The organism is Rheinheimera tilapiae, assembly GCF_042432165.1.
GTDB lineage: Bacteria > Pseudomonadota > Gammaproteobacteria > Enterobacterales > Alteromonadaceae > Pararheinheimera > Pararheinheimera tilapiae.
Genome location: NZ_JBHLXP010000001.1, coordinates 294,027 through 319,673 on the forward strand (window position 1 = coordinate 294,027; position 25,647 = coordinate 319,673).

17 protein-coding genes are annotated in these 25,647 nt (G+C 51.1%); 11 read left to right on the forward strand and 6 right to left on the reverse strand.

Annotation, left to right across the window (positions count from 1 at the left end):
- Positions 1 to 126: 126 nt before the first annotated feature.
- Positions 127 to 4,260 (forward strand): S8 family serine peptidase, encoded by a 4,134-nt coding sequence (locus ACFFJP_RS01295; RefSeq protein WP_377239632.1) that lies wholly within the window; start codon positions 127 to 129, stop codon positions 4,258 to 4,260.
- Between the two features lie 84 nt (positions 4,261 to 4,344).
- On the opposite strand, the gene ACFFJP_RS01300 is transcribed toward ACFFJP_RS01295, so the two are convergent.
- The 3 genes from ACFFJP_RS01300 to ylqF all read right to left on the reverse strand — a co-directional run bounded on the left by ACFFJP_RS01300 (position 4,345) and on the right by ylqF (position 7,834).
- Positions 4,345 to 5,094, reverse strand: coding sequence for an RNA methyltransferase (locus tag ACFFJP_RS01300; RefSeq protein WP_377239634.1), 750 nt, complete (start codon positions 5,092 to 5,094; stop codon positions 4,345 to 4,347).
- A gap of 42 nt (positions 5,095 to 5,136) precedes the next feature.
- Positions 5,137 to 6,816, reverse strand: coding sequence for an amidohydrolase (locus ACFFJP_RS01305; protein ID WP_377239636.1), 1,680 nt, complete (start codon positions 6,814 to 6,816; stop codon positions 5,137 to 5,139).
- Positions 6,817 to 6,898: 82 nt separating this feature from the next.
- On the reverse strand, positions 6,899 to 7,834 hold the full coding sequence (gene ylqF, locus ACFFJP_RS01310; RefSeq protein ID WP_377239638.1) for a ribosome biogenesis GTPase YlqF: 936 nt from the start codon (positions 7,832 to 7,834) through the stop codon (positions 6,899 to 6,901).
- Positions 7,835 to 8,037: 203 nt separating this feature from the next.
- Between ylqF and ACFFJP_RS01315 the strand changes: the two genes are divergently transcribed.
- A complete protein-coding gene (locus ACFFJP_RS01315; RefSeq protein WP_377239640.1) occupies positions 8,038 to 9,525 on the forward strand; it encodes an FG-GAP repeat domain-containing protein in 1,488 nt (495 codons plus the stop codon).
- Between the two features lie 17 nt (positions 9,526 to 9,542).
- Complete coding sequence (locus tag ACFFJP_RS01320) at positions 9,543 to 10,103, forward strand: peptidylprolyl isomerase (RefSeq protein ID WP_377239642.1); 561 nt, start codon at positions 9,543 to 9,545, stop codon at positions 10,101 to 10,103.
- Positions 10,104 to 10,681: 578 nt separating this feature from the next.
- Here ACFFJP_RS01320 and ACFFJP_RS01325 read toward each other — a convergent pair.
- Positions 10,682 to 11,092, reverse strand: a complete 411-nt coding sequence (locus tag ACFFJP_RS01325) for a GNAT family N-acetyltransferase (protein WP_377239644.1) — start codon at positions 11,090 to 11,092, stop codon at positions 10,682 to 10,684.
- Positions 11,093 to 11,310: 218 nt separating this feature from the next.
- On the opposite strand from ACFFJP_RS01325, the gene ACFFJP_RS01330 reads away from it, so the two are divergent.
- The 8 genes from ACFFJP_RS01330 (at position 11,311) to ACFFJP_RS01365 (ending at position 22,025) form a co-directional block, all read left to right on the forward strand.
- Positions 11,311 to 12,777, forward strand: a complete 1,467-nt coding sequence (locus ACFFJP_RS01330; RefSeq protein WP_377239646.1) for a PepSY domain-containing protein — start codon at positions 11,311 to 11,313, stop codon at positions 12,775 to 12,777.
- 164 nt (positions 12,778 to 12,941) lie between these two features.
- Positions 12,942 to 14,036, forward strand: a complete 1,095-nt coding sequence (locus ACFFJP_RS01335) for a sulfate ABC transporter substrate-binding protein (RefSeq protein ID WP_377239648.1) — start codon at positions 12,942 to 12,944, stop codon at positions 14,034 to 14,036.
- Between the two features lie 42 nt (positions 14,037 to 14,078).
- Positions 14,079 to 14,921 carry a sulfate ABC transporter permease subunit CysT gene (gene cysT / locus ACFFJP_RS01340; RefSeq protein WP_377239650.1) on the forward strand — a complete coding sequence of 281 codons (843 nt, stop codon included), beginning with the start codon at positions 14,079 to 14,081 and terminating at the stop codon, positions 14,919 to 14,921.
- Positions 14,918 to 15,796 (forward strand): sulfate ABC transporter permease subunit CysW, encoded by an 879-nt coding sequence (cysW, locus tag ACFFJP_RS01345; RefSeq protein WP_377239652.1) that lies wholly within the window; start codon positions 14,918 to 14,920, stop codon positions 15,794 to 15,796. Before cysT ends, cysW begins: the two co-directional genes overlap by 4 nt.
- Positions 15,797 to 15,877: 81 nt before the next feature.
- Positions 15,878 to 16,705 carry a hypothetical protein gene (locus tag ACFFJP_RS01350; protein WP_377239655.1) on the forward strand — a complete coding sequence of 276 codons (828 nt, stop codon included), beginning with the start codon at positions 15,878 to 15,880 and terminating at the stop codon, positions 16,703 to 16,705.
- A gap of 492 nt (positions 16,706 to 17,197) precedes the next feature.
- Entirely contained in the window at positions 17,198 to 17,581 is a 384-nt protein-coding gene (locus ACFFJP_RS01355) for a response regulator (protein ID WP_377239658.1), read from the forward strand.
- 25 nt (positions 17,582 to 17,606) lie between these two features.
- Positions 17,607 to 20,363, forward strand: coding sequence for a PAS domain-containing protein (locus ACFFJP_RS01360; protein ID WP_377239661.1), 2,757 nt, complete (start codon positions 17,607 to 17,609; stop codon positions 20,361 to 20,363).
- Positions 20,364 to 20,393: 30 nt separating this feature from the next.
- Positions 20,394 to 22,025 carry a diguanylate cyclase gene (locus ACFFJP_RS01365; protein ID WP_377239664.1) on the forward strand — a complete coding sequence of 544 codons (1,632 nt, stop codon included), beginning with the start codon at positions 20,394 to 20,396 and terminating at the stop codon, positions 22,023 to 22,025.
- Positions 22,026 to 22,218: 193 nt separating this feature from the next.
- Here ACFFJP_RS01365 and ACFFJP_RS01370 read toward each other — a convergent pair whose 3' ends face one another.
- Together ACFFJP_RS01370 and ACFFJP_RS01375 are read right to left on the reverse strand one after the other, a co-directional pair.
- Positions 22,219 to 24,618 carry a putative bifunctional diguanylate cyclase/phosphodiesterase gene (locus tag ACFFJP_RS01370; RefSeq protein ID WP_377239666.1) on the reverse strand — a complete coding sequence of 800 codons (2,400 nt, stop codon included), beginning with the start codon at positions 24,616 to 24,618 and terminating at the stop codon, positions 22,219 to 22,221.
- Positions 24,618 to 25,562, reverse strand: coding sequence for an ABC transporter substrate-binding protein (locus tag ACFFJP_RS01375; RefSeq protein ID WP_377239669.1), 945 nt, complete (start codon positions 25,560 to 25,562; stop codon positions 24,618 to 24,620). The genes ACFFJP_RS01370 and ACFFJP_RS01375 overlap by 1 nt, the downstream gene beginning before the upstream one ends.
- Positions 25,563 to 25,647: the final 85 nt, after the last annotated feature.

Below are 25,647 nucleotides of genomic sequence, written 5' to 3' on the forward strand. Positions count from 1 at the left end.
TTGCACAGGCTGCTGGCGCCGCGTTTAAAAATGACTTCACACAGAGGCTGGAAAAAGTGGCACAGAATTGATAGTGTTTTGCTCTTTTTTTACATAATTCCAATAAAAATAACAGGGAGTTACTGGATGACACGGAAAACACTACTGGCCTTCATCGTCAGTGCCGCGTTTACTCAGCATGTTTGGGCAGCGATACCTGATATTGCCGCTATTGCGGCGGCAGGTGATTTACCACCCGGCAGTTATCGCCAGGACCTGTCAAATGGTGAGCTCCGGCTGACGGAGCCTGAGCGTTATCTGGTGCAGCTGGATACGCCGGCGTTATATCCGCAACTGGAGCAGGAATTACGGGTGCAACAACCCGAGCAACTTGCGCCAGAGCAGGCGCTGAGTCATGACAGCTGGCAACAATTGAGGTTCAGCCAGATCAGTGCCGCCCAGGCGCGCATTCAGAACGAACAGCAGCTGGCTAAAATACAAATCCAGAGTCGTTTTCCACAGGCCCGGGTTACCGGTCAATTCAGTCAGTTAGAAAATGCCTTAACTGTAACGCTGACAGCGCCTGACAAACAACAGCTTGTAGAGCAAATAGCGCAACTCCCCGGCGTCAAAGCCATTTATCCGGAACAGTTAGTCAGGGCTTTTTTATCACAAAGCGTGCCTAAAATCGAAGCACCTAAAGTGTGGGAGATGCAACGCGACGGTCTGCCGGTCAAAGGCAAAAATATTCGTGTGGCGATTTTAGATACAGGGGTGGATTATAGCCACGAAGCCTTGGGCGGCTGTTTCGGCGCTGGTTGTAAAGTCGCGGGTGGTTACGATTTTGTCGCCAAAGATAATGACCCGATGGATGTAAACGGCCATGGTACTCATGTGGCATCCATCGTTGCAGGTCAGTCGGCCACCATTACTGGTGTGGCGCCTGAGGCCAGCATCTATGCCTATAAAGTGCTGGCAGACAATGGCTATGGCAGCAATTTTGACGTCATCTCCGCTTTAGAAAAAGCAGTAGATCCGGATGGTGACCCGCAGACCCGCGATGGCGTGCAGATCATTAACATGAGTCTGGGTTACGATAGCCGGGATGCAAATGACCCCTTGGTTGTGGCGGTGAACAACGCCGCGAAAGCTGGCGCTTTGGTGGTCGTCGCGGCGGGAAATTCGGGTCCGGCAGCTGAGTCTTTAGGCTCGCCTGGTATCGCATCTGAAGCCCTGACCGTTGCCAATACCTCAAAAACTGATGAGATGTCTTACAGCAGCAGCCGTGGCCCTGGTGTTGCGGGAGCTTTGCTGAAACCTGAAATCGCAGCACCTGGCAGCAGTATTTATGCGGCAATTCCGGGCAATAAATATGATTATAAAAGCGGTACCAGTATGGCAGCACCACATGTCGCCGGTGCTGCCGCTTTGTTGCTGCAGGCGGAACCAACGTTAACAGTTGTTCAGTTGAAGAATCGGCTGGTACAAAATACAGACCCGCTGAAAGAATCGTTTTGGGACCATGGTACTGGCCGGTTAAATGTGCAAAAAGCAGTGAGTGGTCAATTGGCTGTTGATCAGCACGCATTGTATCTGGGGCTTGTGAATAGTGCTGATTTCGCTAAGCAGGGAACCCGTCGTTTCAGCGTCCAAAACAACTCAAGCCAGGCCATTGAATTAACATTAAAAACCTCTGGTACACCGGTATTTTTGACCGCAACTTTAAGTAGTTCATCCGTCAAATTAGCGCCAGGCGAGACAAAAGAAATCGATCTCAGCTATCTGGTTGATTCGGCAAAAGTCCCTGAGAATCCACCCGGTAATGCGGTCTATCAGTTTAATATTGAGTTGGTTGGCAGTAACCAGACCTACAATCTTCCGGTGATATTGGATCATTATCTTCTTCTCAAACTGAATTTGGCCAGTTCGATGCAATCGGTGGAAATTTATACGCCGAAGTGGTCGAGAGTCGCTTTCCGTCACAACCTGTGGGGGCAGTCCAGTGTCAATCTGCGGTTGGTGGATAAGAAGATTCATATTTTTGCCGAGGCGGTCTCAGCTCCCATCGCATTACTGCCTGCAGAAACAAAAAATCTATCGGTCAAGCGTCAAAACTGGATATTCCGCACCGATGTCGATGTTACTGTTACCCCGGAAATCACGCTATCCAATACCGAAATCAAGCATCGTTTACGGCTTAAAGCGCCGACCAAAAATGGAACTCCGTTTTGGGCGGGTGATTTTAAGAAAACTTTTGGCACTGTCACTCTGAAAGATAACGAACATTTAATTTACGGTTCTACCTTCTGGACAGAGTGCAGACCGTTTTGCACAGCCCGGCCGCCGTCAGAGTTTTATTTGAGTGACGTACCTACCAGTTTTACCTTGCGCAGTCAGCAGCAACTGTTGCTGTCAGACACGATGCCACAGCAGCTGATTATGGCGGCCTTCCGCTTTAAAACGCCGTTACAGACAGAAGATTTAGAACTGGACTTTACTGAACCAAATTTAGTAAGACTGCGAAAACAAGCCGAAAAACCAGACAATTCTTTTATCATGGGCCAGTTAGGCGGTCCTGAGCTGACCGGACAGCTGGACCTGCAGATCTGGCAAAAATCAGTAGGCCTGAATGCCGACGAAATGCCAGACAGCAAAATGCGTTTTTTGGATTGGGCTAAAACTGCTGCATCGGCCAGTACTCAGCAATGGCGGTTGACGGAAGACGGAAAGCTCCAAAAATTCCGTTGTAAGGCAGCAGTTTGTGATATCACCAAATTGTCAGATCAGGAGATCATCTACAGCTCAGATGTCCGTGAATTATCTTTTGATAACAATTTGCGTTATCTGACATCACCAGTACAAGCCAGTGTCGAAGGACTGCGGATCAAGCCGCGTCATCACAACGTCGATTTAGAAACAGGCAACAATATTTTTAATGACTTATGGCAAAACGATGTGCCGGCTTATAACAAGATTAAAGCGCGTCACCAATGTGGTTCTGAAGTTAATCTGCTAAATGAGTTCACCGCAAATATATGGTATGGCGATATGGCTGCCTATTTTGCTACAGAATTTATTCAAGCTTATGATTGTAAAGAAAATACTGTGTATCTGAACTATCCGCTGGATGGTCGTGACACCCAGGGGCTACTGGGTGAAGTGCGGTTTGATCAGCAAAAAGCGGGTTTAGAATCACCGTATTTTGTCAGTCTGGCTACCTTTAACCGTGCAAAACAAGGGGATACTATCAGCCGGATTGATAACAAATTCAGTGTCGAAGTTGCCTCGAAACAAGATCCGGTGAAAGAGTTTAAAGTCCTGCTAAAAACCAAAGATGGCGAATGGAAGCTGGCATATCACGGTTATAACGCTGGCGTGCATCAGTTCCCGTTGCCGCTGCGTGCCGGTGAGCAGTGGCTGGACCTGCGTCTGCAAGTGATCACGCAATCTGGCAATCAGTTGCTGAATACTATGCCTGAAGCGCTGCGTTTAGGCGCCAGTGCCGGTGGCGACAACGATGTCGACAGCGATGGAATTCTGAATGCTGCTGACACTGATAACGACAACGATTCAGTGCCTGATGCCAACGATGCCATGCCATATAATCCATCAGAAACCTTGGATTCTGATCAGGATGGCCTTGGCAATAACGCTGACCCGGATGATGACAACGACGGCACACCGGATGTCAGCGACGCCTTCCCGTTAGATCCGGCTGAAACTGCCGATACCGACAAAGATGGCATCGGCAATAACGCCGACCCGGACGATGATAACGACGGTGTTGCAGATGCTGCAGATGCGTTCCCACTGGATCCAAAAGAGACCATGGACAGCGATAAAGACGGCATCGGCAATAATGCTGACCCTGATGACGACAACGACGGTGTCGCGGATGCTGCAGACGCCTTCCCGCTGGATCCAAAAGAGACCCTGGACAGCGATAAAGACGGCATCGGCAACAATGCTGACCCTGATGACGACAACGACGGCGTTGCGGATACAACGGACGCCTTCCCGCTGGATCCAAAAGAAACGTTGGATACCGACAAAGACGGCATCGGCAATAACGCTGATCCAGATGACGATAATGACGGCGTGGCTGATGGCAGCGATAAATATCCGCTGGATGCCAGTCGCAGCAGCGACCCGGTGACGCCGACTGCAGGGAGTTCAGGTTCGGGTGGTTCTGGCGGTGCTGGTTTAGGCGTGCTGCTGATAGGCTTACCGCTGCTGGCCTGGCGCCGGCAGCATGGTCAGGTAATACGCAAAGCGGCCTGACTGTTAGCTTAAACTCCAAATGTAAAAAAAAGCGCCTAGGCGCTTTTTTTGTCTGGCACTGCGGACACCGCCGTCATCCAGCGGCTATTTCGCTGAAAGCCTTACCAGATTATCGACAATCACCGCACTGGCAATGCCGACATTTAAACTCTCGGCCTGGCCAAAGGCCGGGATCGTAATACGGCGGTTAACACAAGCCGCGATGGCGTCACTGATACCGTTGGCTTCATTGCCCAGCACGATAAAACCACCGGCTTTGGGCAAGGCCAGCTGATGCACGGAATCGCCGTTTAAAAAAGCGCCGTACACTGGTTGCTGTGCCTTTTCCAACCACGGCGTTAAATCGCCGTAATGCAGTTTGACGCGTAAAAACGAGCCTTTGGCACTGGCAATCACTTTGGGGTTAAAGGCATCGACGGTGTCGGCTGAACACAGCAGATGGCGGATGCCATACCAGTCGGCGATGCGGATGATAGTGCCGAGATTGCCCGGGTCGTTGACGTTATCCAGCACCAGCGTCCAGTGGCCGTCGGTCTCCACAAAAGGTGCATATTGCGGGATTGCGACCACGGCCAGCGCGGCATTGTTGCTGGTAAAAGTGCCGACTTGTTCCAGCTCGCTGGCGGAACAAGGGTGACTCATTTCAGCGGCATAGGCCGTTTCCGGATAACGGTCAAAAAAATCAGCCGTGCCAAACAAGGCTTTGACCGGCCAGTGTGCGGCCAATACTTCCAGCACTGCCTTTTCACCTTCGACAAAAAACAGTTGTTCTGCTTTTCGAAACTTCTTTAAATGCAGTGACTTAATCAGTTTTGACCACTTCTGGCTAATCATAAAAGACCTTGTTTATTCTCGGACGATTTATTCACGGAAGATTTATTCACGGAATTGGTATTTCAGTTCGCCGCCGACATAGGTCGCCAGCACTTTAGTTTGCCACAGCTGTTCCGGCGCTACTTTGACGATGTCGCGGTCGACCAGGATAAAATCGGCCCACATACCCGGCGCCAGGCTGCCCATGCTCTGGTCCTGGAACGCGCCATAGGCGGCATCGACGCTGAAACTGCGTAAGGCCTCAACCAGCGTCAGTTTCTGCTCCGGCAACCAGCCACCTGCCGGTTGATTTTGCTGGTCTTGTCTTGTTACAGCGGCATGAATGCCAAAAAACGGATTGGCCAGTTCCACCGGATAATCAGAGCCACCGACAATGCGGTTGCCGTCATCGACCAATGAGCGCCAGGCATAAGCACCGCGTAGCCGCGCTACGCCTAACCGATCTCCGGCCATGTTTTTGTCGGACGTCGCATGCGTCGGTTGCATCGATGGCAGCACATGCAATTTCGCAAACCGGGGTAAGTCTTTAGGGGCAACGATTTGCGCATGTTCAATGCGGTGACGACCAGCTTTGCGCTGCACTTCGGTTTGTAAGCTTTCAAAGCGATCTAACGCCAGCTGGTTGGCATAATCGCCAATCGCGTGCACGTTGGCCTGAAAACCGGCGTCGATAGTCAGTTTCATCACGGCGGTGAGTTTGTCCGGCTGTGTCACTAACAAACCGGTTTCTTTTGGCTTGTCGCTGTAAGGCGCTAACAAGGCCGCACCACGGCTGCCGAGCGCACCGTCGCCGTAAATTTTCACTGAGCGCACATCAAGCAAGTCGAGCGGATCGTCCACCGGACCGGCTTTTAGCCAGGCTTCGAGCGCCGGATCTGTCGCCGACAACATCGGATAGAGCCGCAGCGGCAGTTGTTTGGCTGCACGTAATTGCTGGTAAGTGGCGAGATTAGCGGCGTCGATACCGGCATCATGCGTGCTGGTGATGCCCAGCGATAACAGATGGGCAAATGCGGCATTCAGCGCGCTGACGCGTTCGGCTTCATTGATAGCGGGGATCTGTTTCTCTAACAATAACATGGCGTTATCAATCAGCACGCCGGTCGGTTCGCCATTGGCGTCGCGGATGATTTGGCCACCCGGCGGGTCGATACTGTCTTTGCTGATGCCAGCCAGTTGCAATGCTTTACTGTTGGCCCAGCCGGCATGACCGTCGACGCGGCTCAGCCACACCGGTTTATCTTTGATCACCTCATCGAGCAGCTGTTTGCCGGGAAATTGCTGGCTTGGCCATAACACCTGATTCCAGCCGCGGCCTAAGATCCACTGCGCCTGCGGATTGGCTTTGGCAAAGGCGGCGGTTTTGGCTACAGCCTGCGCTTCTGAGCTGCTTTCGCGTAAATCAACCTGACTGAGGTTCTGACCGAGGCCCAGCACATGGCCGTGGCCGTCAATCAATCCGGGCAGCAAGGTGCGGCCCATGCCGTCGATTTTGCTGGCATCCGGATAGTCTTTGGCGATGCCCTGACCCCGTGCCAACACTTTGCCACTGGCATCATCAAACACCAGTTCATTGAATGACAGCAGCTGACGCTGCTCATCAAAACCATAGCCTTTAATATTCGTAATAAGCACCGGCGCGGCGCCGGCGGTCGCCGACAGGGTCAAACTGCCGGAAATCAGCAAGGCCAGCAGGGACTGCCGGCGGGAAAGACAAGACATCGCAAACTCCGTGTACGTGGGCCACAGCCGGAGGCTGACCAAAGGGGTCATTCTGCAGATGTGGCGAACCTGGGTCAGGGCGTCAGCGACGGTTTTTCTTGGTGCGGCGCGCCCGTTCTTTATCACGCTCCGCTTTTTCTTTGGTTTTGCGGGCTTCCTCTAACTTAGCATTGGCCACTTCGGCTGTCACCATATCAGGGGTTTCCAGCGTGATCGGGCCAAACAGGCCGGCGCGCAGTTCGTTAATCAGGATAGCGCCGGCTTTGGTCACGTCGACCACGCCGCCTTTGGCCATACAGCCGCGACGCTCGCCAATGGCGTCGAGCAGTGCCAGATCATTTTCTGGCATTTCTTTGAGTTGATAGCGGCCCAGCACCTGGTCGGCATAATGTTCCAGCAGATATTCCGCCGCGAACAGCGCGATATCACCGTAATCAAAAGCAGTTTCTTTAATCGCGCCGGTGATGGCGAGGCGATAACCACAGCTGGCTGGGCTTAGTTTGGGCCAGAGGAAACCCGGCGTGTCGGTCAGGATCACGCCATTGTCGAGTTTAATCCGTTGCTGCGATTTGGTGACCCCGGCTTCGTTGCCGGTTTTGGCAATGACCCGGCCGGCTAAGGTATTGATCAGTGTCGATTTACCAACGTTTGGAATGCCCATAATCATCGCACGCGGGCCGCGCACGTCGAAGTTACGGTCGGGTAATAAGGTGGTGCACAGGTCGAGCAAAGCACGGATCTGCGCCGGGTCCTGCTGGCTGATTGGAATGGCTTTGACACCGGCTTCTTTTTCAAAGTGCGCCTGCCAAATCGCCGTGATGGCCGGGTCGGCTAAATCAGCTTTATTCAGCACTTTAATACAAGGCGTGTCGCCTCTGAGTTCCGGTACCAGCGGGTTTTCGCTGGAAAACGGAATTCGGGCGTCGAGCATCTCGATGATGACATCAACCTGGGGCATCACCTCCGCAATTTCTTTGCGGGCTTTATGCATATGACCCGGGAACCAGTTAATTGACATCACACATCTCCAGAACGACAACAAAGCCGGTTATTTTAGCCCGAACCGGCGCTGACCGGAAATCTTTCGCAGGGGGGCGACCTATATTCATCGAAAAAAATGCTTTAACAACTGAATTTGTTACACATTTGTTGGTCTTTGAACTGTGATGCAGCGTATGCTGCTCTGTACTTTTCTATTTGTCTAAGATGAGGAACCACAGGATGGCCCCGGCGCTGCGCTCTTTTTCTCTCGATAACATCCCATCAGGCAAACTGCTGTTGGCATTGCTAACCGGCGCGCTGTTACTGACACCGGTGCAGGCGCTGCAACTGAAAGCCACCACGATCGAACTGGCACATCCGGCCAACGGCAGCGTGCTGCGCTTGCCTGGTCAAGCGGTATTGTTGGTATCAGGCCACAATCATGAATTCCGTTGGCTCAGCCGGGTCGATTATGCCAACAACAGCACTGAACAAATTGCTTTGCCGGTGCAGGTACAGTTTTTTCAGCCGGCGACTTTAGCCGGCCACAGCGGTAGCCAGCTGGTGGCGATGGGGCAGGATGCGCTGTGGCATTATCAGACCGACACGAAAAAATGGCGGCAACTGACCAGCGCACCTTCTGCGTATCCGGTGACGGACGCCAAACGGATGTTGGAGCTGGAATTCGCCGCCGATTTGGATCAAAACGGTCTGACCGATTTTCTGGTGCCGGATTTTCGTGCCCTGCAAGTGCTGATGCAGCAAAAAGACGGCACATTTCGCACTTATTCTCTGCCAATCGCTGCACAAATGCAGATTTTCCAGAAAGATCCGGACTTTTTGCTGAAAACGCCGCGTCAGGTCGATTTCACGCTGGACGGCCGCACCGACATTGTTTTTAACGTCGATGACAGTCTGTGGGTTTATCCGCAGCAGGCCGACGGCAGCTTTGTCACCACGGCAACTGTGGTGCCGTTGGGGCTTGGACTGACGCCGGATGTGCAGGCGCAACAGCGTGGCGGTGATGGCCGCAGCTATGAAGGCTTGACCATTACAAGGCTGGAACGGTTACTCGACTTAAATGGCGATAAAGTCACCGATTTAGTAGTGCAACAGCAGCATTATGTTGATGTGATGGAGCAAAAATACAGCTACCGCATTCACTATGGCCGTAACGACAACGGTAAGCTGGTATTCCCAACGACGGCTGATCAGCAAATCAACACCACCGGCGTGCAGTTTGATGTGCAGTTTGCTGATTTAGACGCCGACGGCCGCTTAGATTTTTACACGCCGGCAGCGGATATCGGCATCAGCAAAATCGTGTCGGCACTGTTGACCGGCTCTGCTTCGGTCGACTGGCTGTTTTACAAACAGCAGCCAGACGGCAGTTTTGGCACCAAGCCAGTCCATCGCCAGGAAGTGGATGTGGGGATTTCGCTTGGTAGTGGCCAGTTTAATCTGCCGGTGACCGCGGTGTTAAAAGGCTTAGATGGCAAAGCGACGCTGCTCAAAGCAGAAGACGACGACACTTTACGTAGCTACGCACCGGTCGGCGCTAAATTGTTTTCCGACAAAAGCACGCGGCAGAATATCAAGTTGCCAAAACGTGCAATTAACTTGCTGGTCAATGACTTAAATGATGATGGCAAAGAAGATCTGGTGCTGCCGTTTGGCGCGCAAGAAGCCAAAGACCAAACCAACCAGCTGACGATTTTATTGCAATAAACGACAAGGAAAAGTGGATGAAGCTGTTGAAAAGTGCGGTGTTGTTATTAGGTTTGGCTGGGATTGGTGGATTGCAGGCGGCGCCAACCGCCGTGATTGAAACCACTATAGGCACTATGAAGTTTGATTTGCACCAGCAGGCCACGCCGGTCACAACTGCCCGTTTTATCGAACTGGCCAAATCCGGCTGGTACAACGGCAAATCCTTTTACCGGGTGGTCAAAGGCCACGTCGCGCAGGCCGGCATCAATGATGACAATCATCCGGACCATCAGAAATACCGCGTCCCGGCCGAGTTCTCTGACAAATTACCCCACATTCGAGGCAGCCTCGGCATGGCGCGCGACGAAGACCCGAATAGCGGCAGCACCGAGTTTTTTATCTGCTTAGAACGCCGCGCGCATTTAGACGGTAAATACACCAATTTCGGCCAGCTGACCGACGGCGACAAAGTACTGGATGCCTTTGCCGCGCTGCCGGTAGAAGAGAAATGGATCGACAATCCCGGCGCAAAACCTATTGCGTTTCACAGCCCCAAACAGCCGGTGCTGATTAAGCAGATCCGGATTGAGCCTTGAGTGGTGGGGTTGGGCGGTGGATTTGAAGGTTCTGAAAGCAATGCGGTACCGCCACTGTGCGCCTGCGTTTTCATAACATGAATGTCCCAGGAATCCGCAGCAAACGGCACGGACGATTACACAAGATTGGGCGTCACACGATGGGCGTCACACGATGGGCGTCACACGCACGCCGTGAATACTCCCGGGTCTCGCAGACCGGGTCTCGCAGACATGTAGGCTCGTCAGCCGCAGGGTGAAGGCTGACTGTCTGCTTTTGTAATTGACCGGCCGTTCTGCGAGTTCCTTTGAATCTTCAATTTGTGCCAACTGTTGACAAAATGTACGGCGGCGCTGACGCTTGCACGTACCTACTCGCAGATTAAGATCGTAGGTATCGGCAAGCGAAGCGTCGCCGTACATTACCCAATATTCGATGACTGCGACTCGCTCAAATCTGCTATTCCGAACATCAACAAACCCAACATCGGCATCCACGGAGTGAGCGGTTAAGAGTGAGCGCGGGAGGCGCGAACGGGCGAACGCAGTGGTGGCGATGTTGGATTTGCCACGATGTGCCAACTACTCAGAAAGCTAGACTAAAGCACCTTGCTCATAAAATACTTAGCGCCGCCGGCAAAAGGGTAGTCCTGCTGGGTCCATTGCAGCTGATAGCCGTGTTTTTCGTAAAAGGGCCGCGCCTGAAAATCTAACGTATCGAGCACGACATAACGGCAGCCGCGGTCGCGCGCGATTTGCTCGGCGCGGTTTAACAGTTCTGAACCCTGGCCTTTGCCGCGTAATTCTGGGGCCAGCCAAAACGATTCCAGATAAAACCAGTTGCCAAAAGTGCGGCCGGCTAAGGCGCCGAGCAAATTACCGGCGTCATCATGGATAGCGAGGCCGAGCGGCTGCCGCAGGCTGGCGTCCCAGTGTAAGGCATTGAATTCGGCTATTTTTTGTTTGGCCAGCTCAGCAAACTCGGCTTGATGTTGTTCAGTCAGATGCATTGATGCGACAATCCGCGCAGGAAAACTTGCGCTTGTTATACGGCGATTCGGTGTTTTTCCGCAAGGGTGTGGCGGCAGATCGCTCCGGTGCAATTCGCAGGCTCATTGCACCCTACGATTGTATATCCGGAATGTAGGCCGGGTATCGCATACCGGGTATCGCATAACGGGTGTCGCACAGGAAGAACGTTCCTTAAATCCAGAGTGGAGCACAAAAGTTGTTCGGCAAAATTTTATGGTTAAGCCTGGGCGGTGCGCTGGGGTATTGGCTCAGTAGCGAGCTGGCGACTTTGTTGCTGTCCTGGCTGACACCACTGCTGGGCGTTGTCGATGCGCTATTGTGGACTCAACTGACGCAGCTGGTGCTGCTGATTTTACTGGCGTTTGGTCTACTGCAACTGGCGCGCCGGCAAAAGGCGCTGCATACGCTGGCGGGCGCTGTGTTATTGCCGCTGGCGGTGGTGGTGAGCTGGAGCGGCACTTTGTCGCTGTATCGCGCAGAACTGGATCTGGCGTTGACGCCGGCGCTGGCGCAGGCCCGAACGGTCGAGATGCAGCCCGCGCAGCAACTACAACTGGCGCTGCAGTGGCAACAACAGCAAGCGCCGACTGCGGCGCAGCTGTATGTAGAATTTGCCTCAGCGCGTAAACTTTATCTGACGCTGCATCTGCAACAACCCGGCAGCTGGACTTTAACCCGCCATTGGCTGCAGCTTCCCACGGTTCCTGCTGAAACTGCTCTCACCGCACTCGGTGAACCGCTGGAGTTGAAGCCCGGCAACAGCCGGCACAGCATCGGTGAATTGTTTTTCTCGCTGCATTATCAGCTGGCGGGCTTGTTCAAACGTGCCGCCCAGCCACTGCTGATTGGGCTGTCGATTGCGATGCTGGCGTTAGCTGCATCGGGTATTTATTTATTCTGGCAGCGCTGGCGGCACGCCGGTGCTGGACAGCCATCTGGCCACTTATTCGGTCGCGGGCCGTTGCGCTGGCATTTAACAGGTGCGCTGCTGAGCCTGCCGTGGCTCTGCTGGTTTTTTGGCTCGGCGCTGCTGACACAATACGGCAACTGGCAGCCTGAGCTCTTCAAACAACACAGTGCCGCTTATTATCAGGCCCTGTTTCCTCAACCGCTGCCGGCTGCAAGCGTTCATGCCACGGGCGCGCCAGATCTGGCGAAGTTGCTGGACGCGCCGGGCTGGCCGGTTGCCAAAGTGCAGTTGGATCTGACCACAGGAACATGGCTATTGACAGAACAGCCGGCCTGGCCACAAACCGCGCCTTATCAGCTCAGACAACAAACATTAAATGCCCATTTGCAGGTGCTGCCGCAGGCTGATTATTGGCACAGTGCACCCTGGACGCTGCGTAATCTTGGGTATGCTGCGCATCAAAGTCTGTACGCCGGGCCGGAGTTACGGGCCTTGCTCGCCTTCGGCGGAGTGCTGGCTGTCCTGATGCTGTGCGGGGCGGCAGAATCTTATGGCTGCAAACAACGTTGGTGGTTATTCGGCGTGCTGCGCGCACTGACCAGCGGCTTTGTGCTGGCCACATTATTGCTGATGCTGCTCAGTGTGAAGCCGCTGTTCAATGCCGCTTTGCTGACGCAGCTGGGCCTGTGCTGGGGATTGTGCGCCGTGCTGCTTTTCGGCTGGACCTGCTGGCAGTATCGGTTGCAGCGCTAAAAGAGTGAGCATAACTTTTAGTTATAGCTCTGCACTTTTTGATTCTTTTTATCTTGACCAAATTGTTTTAGTCTTACTCCCATCAAGAGATGTTCAGACGTCTGTATATCTGAAACTGCCGAAGCCTGGCGACCGGCGGTCAGCACTGATTGCGGAGTAAACCGTTGCAATTATTCACTTTTTCCCTGCAGGTCAGCGCGAAACGGCGCCACTTGCAGCCATCAACGCGGGCCAGCGGATTGCTGAAATCCTGGCTGCGGTTCCCTGCGCTGTTGCTGCCGACACTGTTTTTGCTTGCAGCGCCCCAGCTGCAGGCCAATCCGCAGCCGCAAGCACAAAAAGAAGTGCGGCTGCTGAACGTGTCTTATGACCCGACCCGTGAGTTTTATCGCGATATCAATCAACATTTTGCCAAAGTCTGGCTGGAAAAAACCGGCCAGAAGCTGATTGTCGAACAGTCGCATGGCGGCTCCGGCAGCCAGTCGCGGGCTGTGCTCGATGGCCTGCGCGCTGATGTGGTCACTTTAGCGCTGGCAGCGGACATCGACCCACTGGCGCGCGTTGGCAAGCTGATCGCGCCAGACTGGCAGCAGAAACTACCGCACAACAGCGCGCCTTACAGTTCGACCATTGTGTTTTTGGTGCGCAAAGGCAATCCGCTGAAAATCCACGACTGGAACGATTTGGCGCGCGACAACATCGATGTGATCACACCCAATCCAAAAACCTCCGGTGGCGCACGCTGGAACTATCTGGCGGCCTGGGCCTATGGCCTGAAAAGCAGCGGTACCGAAGCTGGCGCCAAAGCTTTTGTGCAAAAGTTATATCGCAATGTGCCGGTGCTCGACAGCGGCGCCCGTGCGTCGACTGGCACCTTTGCCCGTCGTGGTATTGGCGATGTGTTATTAAGCTGGGAAAACGAAGCCTATCTGGCGGTGAAAGAGCTGGGTGCCGATCAGTTCGAAATTGTGGTGCCGTCGATTTCGGTGCTGGCCGAGCCGCCGGTTGCCGTGGTGCAGAAAAACACCGAGCGCAAAGGCACGACCGCGTTGGCGCAGGCTTACTTAGAGTTTTTATACACGCCAGCGGCGCAAAAGTTGGCGGCGGAGCACTATTTCCGGCCGATCCAGCCGGTGCCTGGTGTGCCGGCGCTGCCACAGCTGGAGCTGAAAACCATCGCTGATTTTGGCGGCTGGGATTTAGTACAGAAGCAGCATTTTAGCGAAGACGGTATTTTTGATCAGATTTATGCGCGCTGAGCCGGTGTTTTCAAAGCGGTGCCAGTGAAAAAAGGGGACTCTGTGTTTTTTAAAAAATCATCGCACAAACCGGTCTTACCAGGTTTTGGCCTCAGTATGGGGTTTACCACCTTTTATCTGAGTCTGCTGGTGTTCCTGCCATTGTCGGCGCTGGTGCTGAAGAGCTTTGAGCTGGACTGGGCCGGTTTTGTCAAAGTGGTCGCCAGCGAACGCGCGATTGCCAGCTATCAGCTGACCTTTGGCAGCTCCTTTATCGCCGCCCTGATCAACCTGGTGTTTGGTTTGCTGGTCGCCTGGGTGCTGGTACGTTACACCTTTCCGGGGAAGAAAATCATTGATGCGCTGGTCGATTTGCCCTTTGCGTTGCCCACTGCGGTGGCCGGTATTGCGCTGACCGCCATCTACGCGCCGAATGGCTGGATTGGTCAGTACTTTTATCAGTGGGGCATCAAAATCGCCTATACGCCAATCGGTGTCACGCTGGCGCTGGTGTTTATCGGGCTGCCTTTTGTCGTGCGCACCGTGCAGCCAGTGCTGGAAGATTTAGAGCAGGAACTGGAAGAAGCGGCGGCCAGTTTAGGTGCGAACCGGCTGCAGATTTTTTGCCGGGTGATTTTTCCGGCGCTGATCCCATCCTTGCTGACTGGGTTTGCTTTGGCTTTCGCCCGCGCTATTGGCGAATACGGTTCTGTGGTGTTTATCAGCGGCAATATGCCATTTCGCACTGAGATCACGCCGCTGCTGATTATGTCACGCCTGGAAGAATTTGATTATGCCGGCGCAGCCGCACTTGGCACAGTTATGTTATTGATTTCGTTCATTTTGTTGTTATTGATTAATGCGTTGCAGCACTGGAGTCAGCAGCGACACGGAGGTGGACGATGAGTGCAGGTTCAGGTCAGTTCCAACCCAGACGCGCGACAACAGAACCACTGTGGCTGCGGGCTGTATTATTAACTTTTGCACTGGGATTTCTGGCGTTATTTCTGCTGTTACCGCTGGTGATTGTCTTTGGCGAAGCCTTCAGCAAGGGCTGGCAAGTGTATGTTGCCGCGGTAACTGAACCGGCCGCCGCTCATGCCATTAAGCTCACATTGATCGCGGCCGTGATTGCAGTGCCCTGTAACGCGATTTTCGGCCTCGCGGCAAGCTGGGCCATTGCCAAATTTCAGTTCCGTGGCCGGCAGTTCCTGATCACCCTGATTGATTTGCCGATTGCGGTGTCGCCGGTCATTGCCGGCTTAAGCCTGATGCTGATTTTTGGTGCGCGTGGCTGGTGGGGTGAATGGCTGAATGACCACGATTTACAAGTGATGTTCGCCGTGCCGGGTATTGTGCTGGCGACCATTTTTATCACCTTTCCTTATGTCGCGCGCGAGCTGATCCCAATGATGCAGCAGCAGGGCCGCGAAGCTGAAGAAGCAGCACTGACGTTAGGCGCAAGTGGCTGGCAGACCTTTATCCGCGTCACTTTACCGTCAGTAAAATGGGCGCTGCTGTACGGCTTGATCCTGTGTAACGCGCGGGCTATGGGCGAATTTGGTGCTGTGTCTGTGGTATCCGGCAAGATCCGCGAACAGACCAATACGATGCCGCTACATATTGAAATTCTGTACAACGAATATCAGTTTGCTGCTGCGTTCGCCGTGTCTTCATTGCTGGCGTTGTTAGCACTGCTCACGCTGGTGCTGAAAAGCAGTCTGGAATGGCGGGCTGCCAAGGATTTAGCCGAAGCCGAAGCTTGCCGCCGGCCTGAATAATATCTGGCGCGGCATTCACTTGCCGCGTCAGTCATGCTCGCTATACTCAATTTCGTTGTGTCCATTCATTGAGTAGGCGAGATGAAAATTCTGCTACTGCTGGCCGTTGTGCTGGCGTCTAATCTACTGGTACCAGCAGCGCTGGCGGCCACGCCACTGCAAGTCACTATGTTACTGGAGTTCAGTGAGAAAGGCGCACAGGCTTATCAGCTGCAAAAACAGCAGTGGGATATCCTGCGCAGTTATGCCGGAGAAAAACTCGATGTTAAATATGAACATGTCAGCCTGCAGCGTAGCCTGGACTTGGTGCAACGAGACGGCTATTGCAGTCTGAATAAACGCAAAACCCCGCAACGCGAACAGCAATTGTTGTTCTCCCGCTATCCGCTGAATATTGGTCCACCGCTCAAACTGATCCACCTTGCTGCCAAGCCATTGCCAGCGGAAGTTGACCTGCTTGATTGGTTGGTTAAGTCACCCCGCAGTAAAATCGGCATTGCAGCAGGTCGCAGTTACGGCCCGGTGCTGGATGCGCTGATTGCGCAGCAAAGTACACGCTTCTATCAGCTCGCCGGTGAGGATGCCCATACCAAACTCTGGCTGATGCTACAAAAAGGCCGGTTGGACGCGTTGATTGACTACAGTGTTCGCAGCAGTTTACTGGCAAAACAGAGCGATGGTATTGAGGCCACTACCATTCGGGGTGAACCCAATTTCGACCTCGCTTATTTGGTTTGTCATCGCAGTGAACACGGTCAGCAACTGATTAATTTGTTTGATCAGTTACTGCAGCAACCAGCCTTACAACAACAGCTATTGCGCAATTATCAGCAGTACTTTAGTCCGAAAGAGTGGCAACAGGTGTCTGATGAAATTTTGCGGTTATTCCAAACGCAATCCCCACATTAATAATAAGCTCCTAAATTAATATGCAGGTTTACCGCAAAAGACCTGTCTGTTGCGTAGATTGGCGTGATCTAAATTACAAAGATTGATACAGATAGCTGCAACGCGACAACAGGATGAGCACACTGGAATTTGGCGTAGAGTAACTTTCGCTTGGCAGTTTGTTGGTAAAACTCCAACCAGCTTTTTAGAATCTTAAGTGCGAACCTCGTTTACCATCATATTGCCAGCTTCGCAGAGGTCAGCAATAAAATGTGCCGCTAGAGATGTGGAGGGTTCTGACAAGCAAGGATAGCTGGTCAATACTGGCAGATCTGCATCGGTTGGACGACAATGTCCCTAACTTAGTTTTTTCGCATATGATGTAACCTGGCAGCAAAAAGATCCGGACGCTGCAATGATCGGTACAACCCAAAGTACACCACCAACAATCATGACTCTTGCCAAGCAAATTTTCATGCGTGGATCGAAGTTTACCAAGCTATCGGAGCGGAAATGTCGTTAAAAAAAATTCTTCATGTTGAAGATGACGAATCAATTAGATTGATTGTTGAAATGGCTCTGGTTGATTTGTTTGGGATGACACTAGTCAGTTGTGACGGCGGAGCTCAGGCTTTGGCACAACTGAATCATTTTGTGCCTGAACTGATTTTAATGGATGCAATGATGCCAAAGATGGATGGATTACAGGTACTCGCAGAAATTCGTCAGCGCCCCGATACACTGAATATCCCCGTCGTCTTTATGACAGCACGTATACAACAAGCTGAGAAACAACAATATCTGGATGCTGGGGCCATTGCTGTTATAGAGAAACCATTTGAAGCCACGGAGCTGGGGTCTCAACTTTCAGTGATATATCAGCAATATCAATCATAAAATCATTCTGCAGGTATATTTCTCGATGCTAAAGCCCACAATCCCTGACACAGAGTTATACCGGCTAGAAGTTTTACGGCAAACAAAATTACTGGATACGGCATCAGAGCAGCGTTTTGACCGGATCACTGCGTTAGCTAAGCAGACCCTCAATACAGAGATTGTGTTGGTCTCGTTAGTTGATGCTGAACGTCAATGGTTTAAATCGAGGCAAGGGTTAGATGCGTGCGAAACGCATCGAGATATTTCATTTTGTGGCCACGCAATATTGGAGAGTGACGTCTTTGAAATTCCCGATGCAACTCTAGACCAGCGTTTTGCAGATAATCCACTGGTACTTGGAGCGCCATTTATCCGTTTTTACGCCGGAGTGCCGTTATCACGTCGCGGACAGAATATCGGTACTTTGTGTTTTATTGACCCGCAACCGCGAAAATGGTCACTAAAAGAGCAACAATTAGCTCAGCAATTTGCTTCATTGATTGAGCAGGAAATTGAAGACCGTCTGCAAGAAAAGGCACATCAGGACTTGCAACACAGTGAACTGATGTATCGCTCTGTATTAGAAGGAACCCGCATTGGGACCTGGCAGTGGAACGTCCAAACTGGCGAAACTATCTTTAATGAACGTTGGGCAGAAATCGTTGGTTACCAATTAACTGACTTAGCCCCGATCTCAATAAATACCTGGCTTTCATTGGCCCATCCCGATGATTTGGCAGAATCAGGCCGATTATTGCAACTGCATTTTGATGGGATAAATCCGTTTTATGACTGTAAGTGTCGCGTTCAACATAAAGCTGGTCACTATGTCTGGGTGCATGACAGAGGCCGGGTTATCTCTTGGACCGATGATGGCAAACCGTTGATGATGTATGGGACCCACGCGGATATAACAGAGCAGCACAATAACGAATTGGCACTGGTTCAAAGCAGGGATCAGTTTCAGTCATTAGTCGCCAATATTCCGGGAATTACCTACCGCTGCTTGGCTGATGAACATTGGACCATGATTTATATGAGTGGTCATATCGATCCATTATCCGGATACCCAGCCAGTGACTTTATCGACAATGCGGTGCGTAGTTATGCCAGTGTGATTCATCCGGATGACCAATCCTGGCTTGAAGATGCAGTCGGGCATGCCGTCATCGAACACCGCAGCTGGACACTGCACTATCGCGTTCTCCACAAAGATGGCACGGTACGATGGGTTGAAGAACGTGGCTCCGCGCACTATGACCAAATGGGGCATGTACAGTATCTTGATGGTTTTATTCTGGACATTAGTAATGAGAAAAAATTACAAGACCAGTTAGTCAAGTTAACTCAACAGTTACCAGGTGTCGTATACCAATTCCAGCTATGGCCGGATGGAAGAATGGCCTTTCCTTATGCCAGTGCTGCGATTGAGCAAATTTATGGCGTGTTACCAAGAGACGTTATTGAAGATGCTACTCCCGCTGTAGACAAAATCTATCCGGATGATTTACCGGCAATGATGCAAAGTATCGCTGACTCTGTTTCTCAGCAATCTCTCTGGCAGTTGGAATATCGTGTTGTAGCAGCGGAAGGGCAGTTGAAATGGTTATCGGGGCGGGCAACACCAGAGAGGATGCTTGATGGCAGTACACTTTGGCATGGATACATCCATGATGTGACAACGACTAAAGAGCATTATCTAAAGCTTGAACGCCTTAATCAGCAGCTCAGTATTGCACAGCAAAGTCTTGATCTGGCGAGTGAACAAGCCAAAATCGGCTACTGGCAGGCGTCGTTAAAAACCGGAAGTTTATGGTGGTCTCCAATCATCTACCAGATTTTTGGATTTGATGCCGCAACTGTCGTCCCTAGTGTCGCGCTATTCAAAAGTACGGTGCATCCCGATGATGTGCGGGTAGTTGAGGAGAGCGAGCAACGCGCCTTAACCACTGGTATTCACAATGTAGTGCACAGAATCATTCGTCCGGATGGAGAAATCCGCTGGGTGCATGAATTGGCACAACTGTTTCCGGAAGACAAAGACCCGAATTTGATGCTGATTGGTTCATTGCAAGACATTACAGACCGGATGAAATTGCAGCAATTAAAGGATGACTTTATTTCGACAGTCAGCCATGAGTTACGCACACCACTGACCTCCATTTATGGCGCTCTAAGCCTGCTGGAGTCAGGCTGTTTGGTCCAGCTCCCGGAAAAGGCGCAGAAACTGATCAGTATTGCGGCTAGCAATTGCAAACAATTGAGCCACCTGATTAACGACCTGCTGGATATTGAGAAATTGATTGCCGGTAAAATGATGATGGAACTAAGACCAGTCCCAGTAACATCAGTGCTGCAAAGAGCCATTACGGATCATGCACCGTATGCCGCTCAGCAGGACATCCGTTTACAATTAGTGTTACAGGGTGAGTCAGAACAACAGCAGTTAATGATTGATGAACATCGGTTATTGCAAATTCTGGCAAACTTATTATCAAACGCAGTGAAGTTTTCGCCAAAAGGTAGTGACGTATCTTTGAGTGCCGCTTTAATTGGTGACGAGGTAGAAATTGCGGTTCAGGATCAAGGGCCAGGTATACCCGCAGAGTTCCAGAACAGGATTTTCCAACGATTTTCGCAGGCGGATGCCAGTAGCGCAAAAGCCAAAGGCGGGACAGGTTTGGGACTTGCATTATGTAAAGAACTCGCAGAGGCCATGCACGGTTCTATTGGTTTTGAGTCGGAACCTGGTCGCGGTGCACGATTTTATGTGCGCTTACCTAAGGTGCTCCGGGCATAAAATTTTGGATTAGGATGGAAGGAGTAGTGAGTGCCAAACAAGTCACTAGCTGATATTCAGCAAGCGATGCAGCAGCTACAAGAGAACTTTTTACGCAAGTTAGAAACGCATGCGGACATTTTACGTGGCATAAATAAACAATTACAAAACGAAGATATTAGTTCACTCAACGAGCTTATTAATCTGTCACATCAGTTAGCCGGCTCCTGTGGCACTTTTCAGCTGGCTGATGCCGGCTACTTAGCCAGACAACTCGAAGTAGTTGCTATTCAGCTTCAGCAAAGTGCATCTGTCGATACCCGGCTGATTCATTTAGTCAGTGACGCGATTAGTCATTTTACTGACGAGGTCGATTTGCGCCTGTTAAAAAACAACAGTGTCGCATCTATGTCAGAGATCGGGTCTCCCTATCAACAAAAGCAACTTATCTGGCTGGCGTTAGAAGACCAGATACTGTGTACAGAACTGATGGCACAGCTTTCAGCATTTGGATATCAGGTTGTGTCATTTGATTCCTTTGGAGCCGTTCAGATAGCGCTATTAAAATCGGTGCCGGGCTTATTGTTTTGCTCTGCTGAGCTCAAAGGGGAGTCATTATTGTTGCAGAATCAGCTACTACAGTATGTGAGTGAACAACAATGTAAGCTGATGATTTTTTCGATAGAAGACTTTTTTGAGCTAAGAGTGGCAGCCGTTCGCATAAATGCTGCAGGCTTTTTTGTTTCTCCACTGGACGTACCTAGTATCTTGCATCGGATCAGTAAATTATTCGACGATAGCTATATCACAGATAAAAAAGTAGCGATTCTCGATGATGATTTGCTATTGGCTGAGCATTATAGCTGGGTACTGAAATCGGCCGGTATTGATGTATTGCTGGTAAAAGAACCCGAGCAGATTATCTCTGAACTGCAGAATTTTAGTCCCGATTTACTGCTACTAGATATGCATATGCCAGGCTACTCCGGCTCTGATATATCAGGGGTGATCAGACAATATGACTCGTTAAGCAGTCTTCACATTACCTTTCTGTCTGCCGAACATGATATCAAGCAGCAGCTTCAGGCAATGTCATTTGGCGCTGATGACTTTATTACAAAGCCTATTTCTAATGAAAACTTGATCACGTCAGTCCGATTAACCCTGGCAAGAAACAAAGAAATAAAATCACTGATAGAACGTGACAGTTTAACCGGACTCATCAAACACAGTGCGATTAAAGAAGCTGTCGCTCGCCAATATGATTTGTTTAAGCGAAGTACTGACCAGTTTTGTGTTGCAATGCTGGATCTCGACCACTTCAAAAACATCAATGACAGTTATGGGCATGCAATGGGTGACGTTGTGATCAGTACTATCGCCACCCTACTTAAAAAAAGGCTCAGGCGTAGTGATCGCGCCGGGCGTTATGGTGGTGAAGAGTTTCTGATTGTTTTACCAAATTGCAAGTTGCAGCATGCTGAGGAAGCCCTAAACACTATTTTGCGCGCATTCAGGGAGATTCACTTCAGTGCTGGCAAATCTCAATTCTCCTGTACTTTTTCCGCAGGGGTAGTTTCCAGCGAATTAGAATATGCAGACGCAGAAGACATGATAAAAGCAGCGGACGAAGCCCTGTATCAGGCAAAAAAACTGGGAAGGGATCAGATTTTTAGTAATTAGACGCTTTTAATGTGTTGTATCTAAGACTCTTTAGCGGGGTTTTTTGCGAGGTTTTACTGGTATAAGACCGACAGTTGGATCTGATATTCAGGCCGTACCTGCGTATCTGTTAGATGGCTGCAATGAAGAGAGTTATCCCATTAACTAAGCTGCCAGCCTTAACTTATCTGAGTTGGTTTACTCATCGATGGGGCTAGCCTGACGCGTCAGCGTGTCGATTATGGGAGTTCAGTAGTCCTTCAAACTCAGCCAATGGCAGTGGTTTAGACAGCAGATAACCCTGAATATACTCGCAACCGGATGCCTGCAGGAACGCCAGCTGTTCCTCCGTTTCAACGCCTTCAGCCGTAGTGGTGACTTGCAGCGATTTAGCCAGTTGCAGAATGTTTTCCAGAATGGCTCGGCCTTTGGCGTTACTCATGCCTTTGCGGATAAAGCTCTGGTCAATTTTCAGGTTCTGTACCGGTAAGCTCAGAACCGTTGCCAAATTCGAATGACCGGTGCCGTAGTCGTCAATGGCAATGCCAATCCCGGCTTTGATCAGCCGGTGCATGTTCTCTGCGGTATGGGTTTCATCCTCGATCAGACTGTATTCGGTGACTTCAATTTCCAGCAGTTGAGCCGGAACATCAAATTCGCCAACCTTTTCAAAAATGTAGGCAATAGTACTGTCATCGACTAAGTGTCTGGCTGATAAATTGATTGAAATCGGCATCACTTGCCAGCCCTTGTCCAGCCAAGTCCTGATTTGCCGACAGGCCTGCTTGATCACCAAACGATCCAATTGTGCCATCAGGTGACTTTGCTCTGCCAATGGGATAAAAATCCCCGGCGAAATAAATTGTCCATCGAGCTGCCAGCGTAACAATGCTTCTGCGGAAACCGGCAGTCTGCTGAGCGCGGCAAATTTAGGCTGGTAATGAAAAAACAGTTGTTCATCGCGGATCGCCTGGTCCAGCTGATGGCAAACGAAAGCATTTCTCTGCAGTTGCTGGATCAAGCCGGGTTCAACTTGCAACATAGTGCCGCGACCTGCAGATTTCGCCTGGCGCATCATTAATTCAGCACTATGCAATTGCGTCTCAAAAGTTTCAGTGGATTGCAGCAATTGATAGGTCGTGCAGAAACTCAGTTTCACATGAAAACCGGCCAGAGGCAGTTCCGAACCTTGTAACGCCTGAAACTCAGCCAGCCAATGTGCTGGCGGCTCGTGACTTAATAAAAGGAACTCAGCGCCCTGATTGCGCGCCAGCAGATGGTTCGGCCCTAACCGCTGTTGCAACAACTTATAAAAGGCCTGGATCAACAGATCACCGACAGTAAAACCAAAACTGTTATTCAGATTCGCCATGCCGTCGACGTTCAGCAGGTACATCCAGTGTACCGCAGGATTGTCCTGCAGCAGACGTTTCAGACCATGCAGGTTTGCGGCGCCGGTCAGGGCATCAGAGAAGGCCAACTGTTCAATGGAACGTTGGTAGTGACGTTGTTCGGTATTGTCTTTCAGAAACGCGATGTAGATCAGCTGACCTTCCAGTGACGCTTGTGTCAGCGTGATATCCAATGGCACTGCGGCGCCATCTTTGCGCAGACCTTCAACTTGTCGTAACCGATTGAGAAAATGACCCGATGGAGGGATGCCTCTTTTGGCCAGATGCTTCTGGTGGTCCTGGCGGTGCTGCGGCGGGATCAGTAAATTCAAATCCTGACCGGTTAATTCGCCTGCGCTCTGATAGCCGAAGATCTTCAAACCCGCCTGATTGATTTGCAGTATCCGCCCCTGCGTGTCCGCACTGATAATGCCGTCGGTCGTGCTGTTTAACACCAATTCGTTAAACAACTGCGTGTGTTGACTCAAAGTTCTTTGCTGGTTCAGCGCGTCTAGCGTGCGGTTTAGCATCAGTTCCAGCCGGCCAAACTCGTTGTTGTCATTCACTGCCGCTCTTGCATCATGCGCGCCGGCTGAATACTGATTCAAAGTCAGTTCGAGACGGCGTAGACGCACAAGCAGGATCTTCTTCAGCAGTAAGAAGGTTAGAAAGCCACTCAGCAGCATACTCGTGAGATAAACCAGCATATTTTGCAGCGTGATAGCCAGCCCTGAACTCAGTGCGTCGTGTAAATCATATTGCAGCACCAGCCAGCCTTGTTCTTTGCCAAACTGCAGCGGTAACGCCATCATCAGTTCGTTGCGGTCGCTTGATAACAGCAGCGGTTTTACCATCTGCTGTGGTGGCAGCGTAGCAAGCTCTTTAGCAAGACCGGCGTCGTAAGATTTGAGGCTTTCACCTTCAATCGCAACCTGATGCGCGGCAACAATCATTTGTTGCGGGTCGACAATCAGCACCGCTAATACATGCGGACTTTCCGATTTAAGTGATGTCCAGTTTTTCAATGACGCTTCATCATGTTTCATCAGGTAAAGCTGCAGCAACGAATGTTGCTCCATCAATTCGGTTTCCAGGTGATGCTGTTCGTTGGCAATCAGTTGCGTTCGTGTCATGCCTTGATGCATGCCATACAACAGCAATAAGCCAAGGCAAGATAGCCCAAGCGTTAATAGCAACGGTAACAGACTGATGTTTAGCCGCATTACAGCGCTTCCAGATAGCGGGTATTGATCAGGTTGGTGCAGTCGCAAGGTTGAGAAATCATGCCAATATCGAGTAACACCTGTTGATAGTCCTGCATGATTTTTTGCATTTTGACTTGGTTTGATAACAGCTGTATTTGCATAGTGACGGACGGGATCTGCAACTCACCGTAAGTTTGTACCAATTCCTGCTCTGACAGTTTGAGCCTTTTGTTCAGTTGCGGATACCAGCCTTGCCAGTTTTGCTGCATCTGCTGGAAATGCTGGTGGTATTGCCGGATAAATTGCTGGATCTGTGCTGTGGTGGGGGCGTTATCACCAGTTTTACGTACGATGAGCACATCCAGGACTTCGCCAGGCACTTCTTTGCTGGTGAACAAAGCCTTCGCCCCAAGCCGCAACAGTTTGCTTTTTTCCGGTTCGAAGGTCATGACGGCATCGACTTCGCCATTAGTCAACGCTTGCGCATGGGCGGCTAAATCTAAACCGACAAGCTCATAATCAGCTGCATTGAGATGGTTCAGCGATAAAAAACGCTGCCATAAATATGCACCGAGCGCATTGCTTTCAATACCGATACGTTTGCCGCTGAGTTCTGAAATTTGACTGATCCCGGGGCGGGCTAATAGTTGATCGGCACCATCTGAGATGTTGAATAACCAGATCACTTCAATCGGTATACCGCTGGCCGAAATCCGCACGGCTTCATCCAGCGTGAGTGCGGCCATATTAATAGTGCCTTTGCGCAAGCCATTCAGCACCTGACCTGCCGCGCGATACTCGATCAGTTGAACATCCAGCGACTGAAATACCCGCTGGTCACGTGCAACATACAGCGGTTCATAACCGGGCCACAGATTGGTCCCTATCCGCAGCGTCGGATCTGGACGCGGCTGACAAGCAGCCAGCCACATCAGCAAGCCGGGCAGGAGCACGGCTCTCATTCGTTTGATCATGTGCGTTCTTTGTCACTGCAATAAAAGACCTATAACAAGTTAAAGCGCAAAGAACGACAGACAGCAAGCGAAC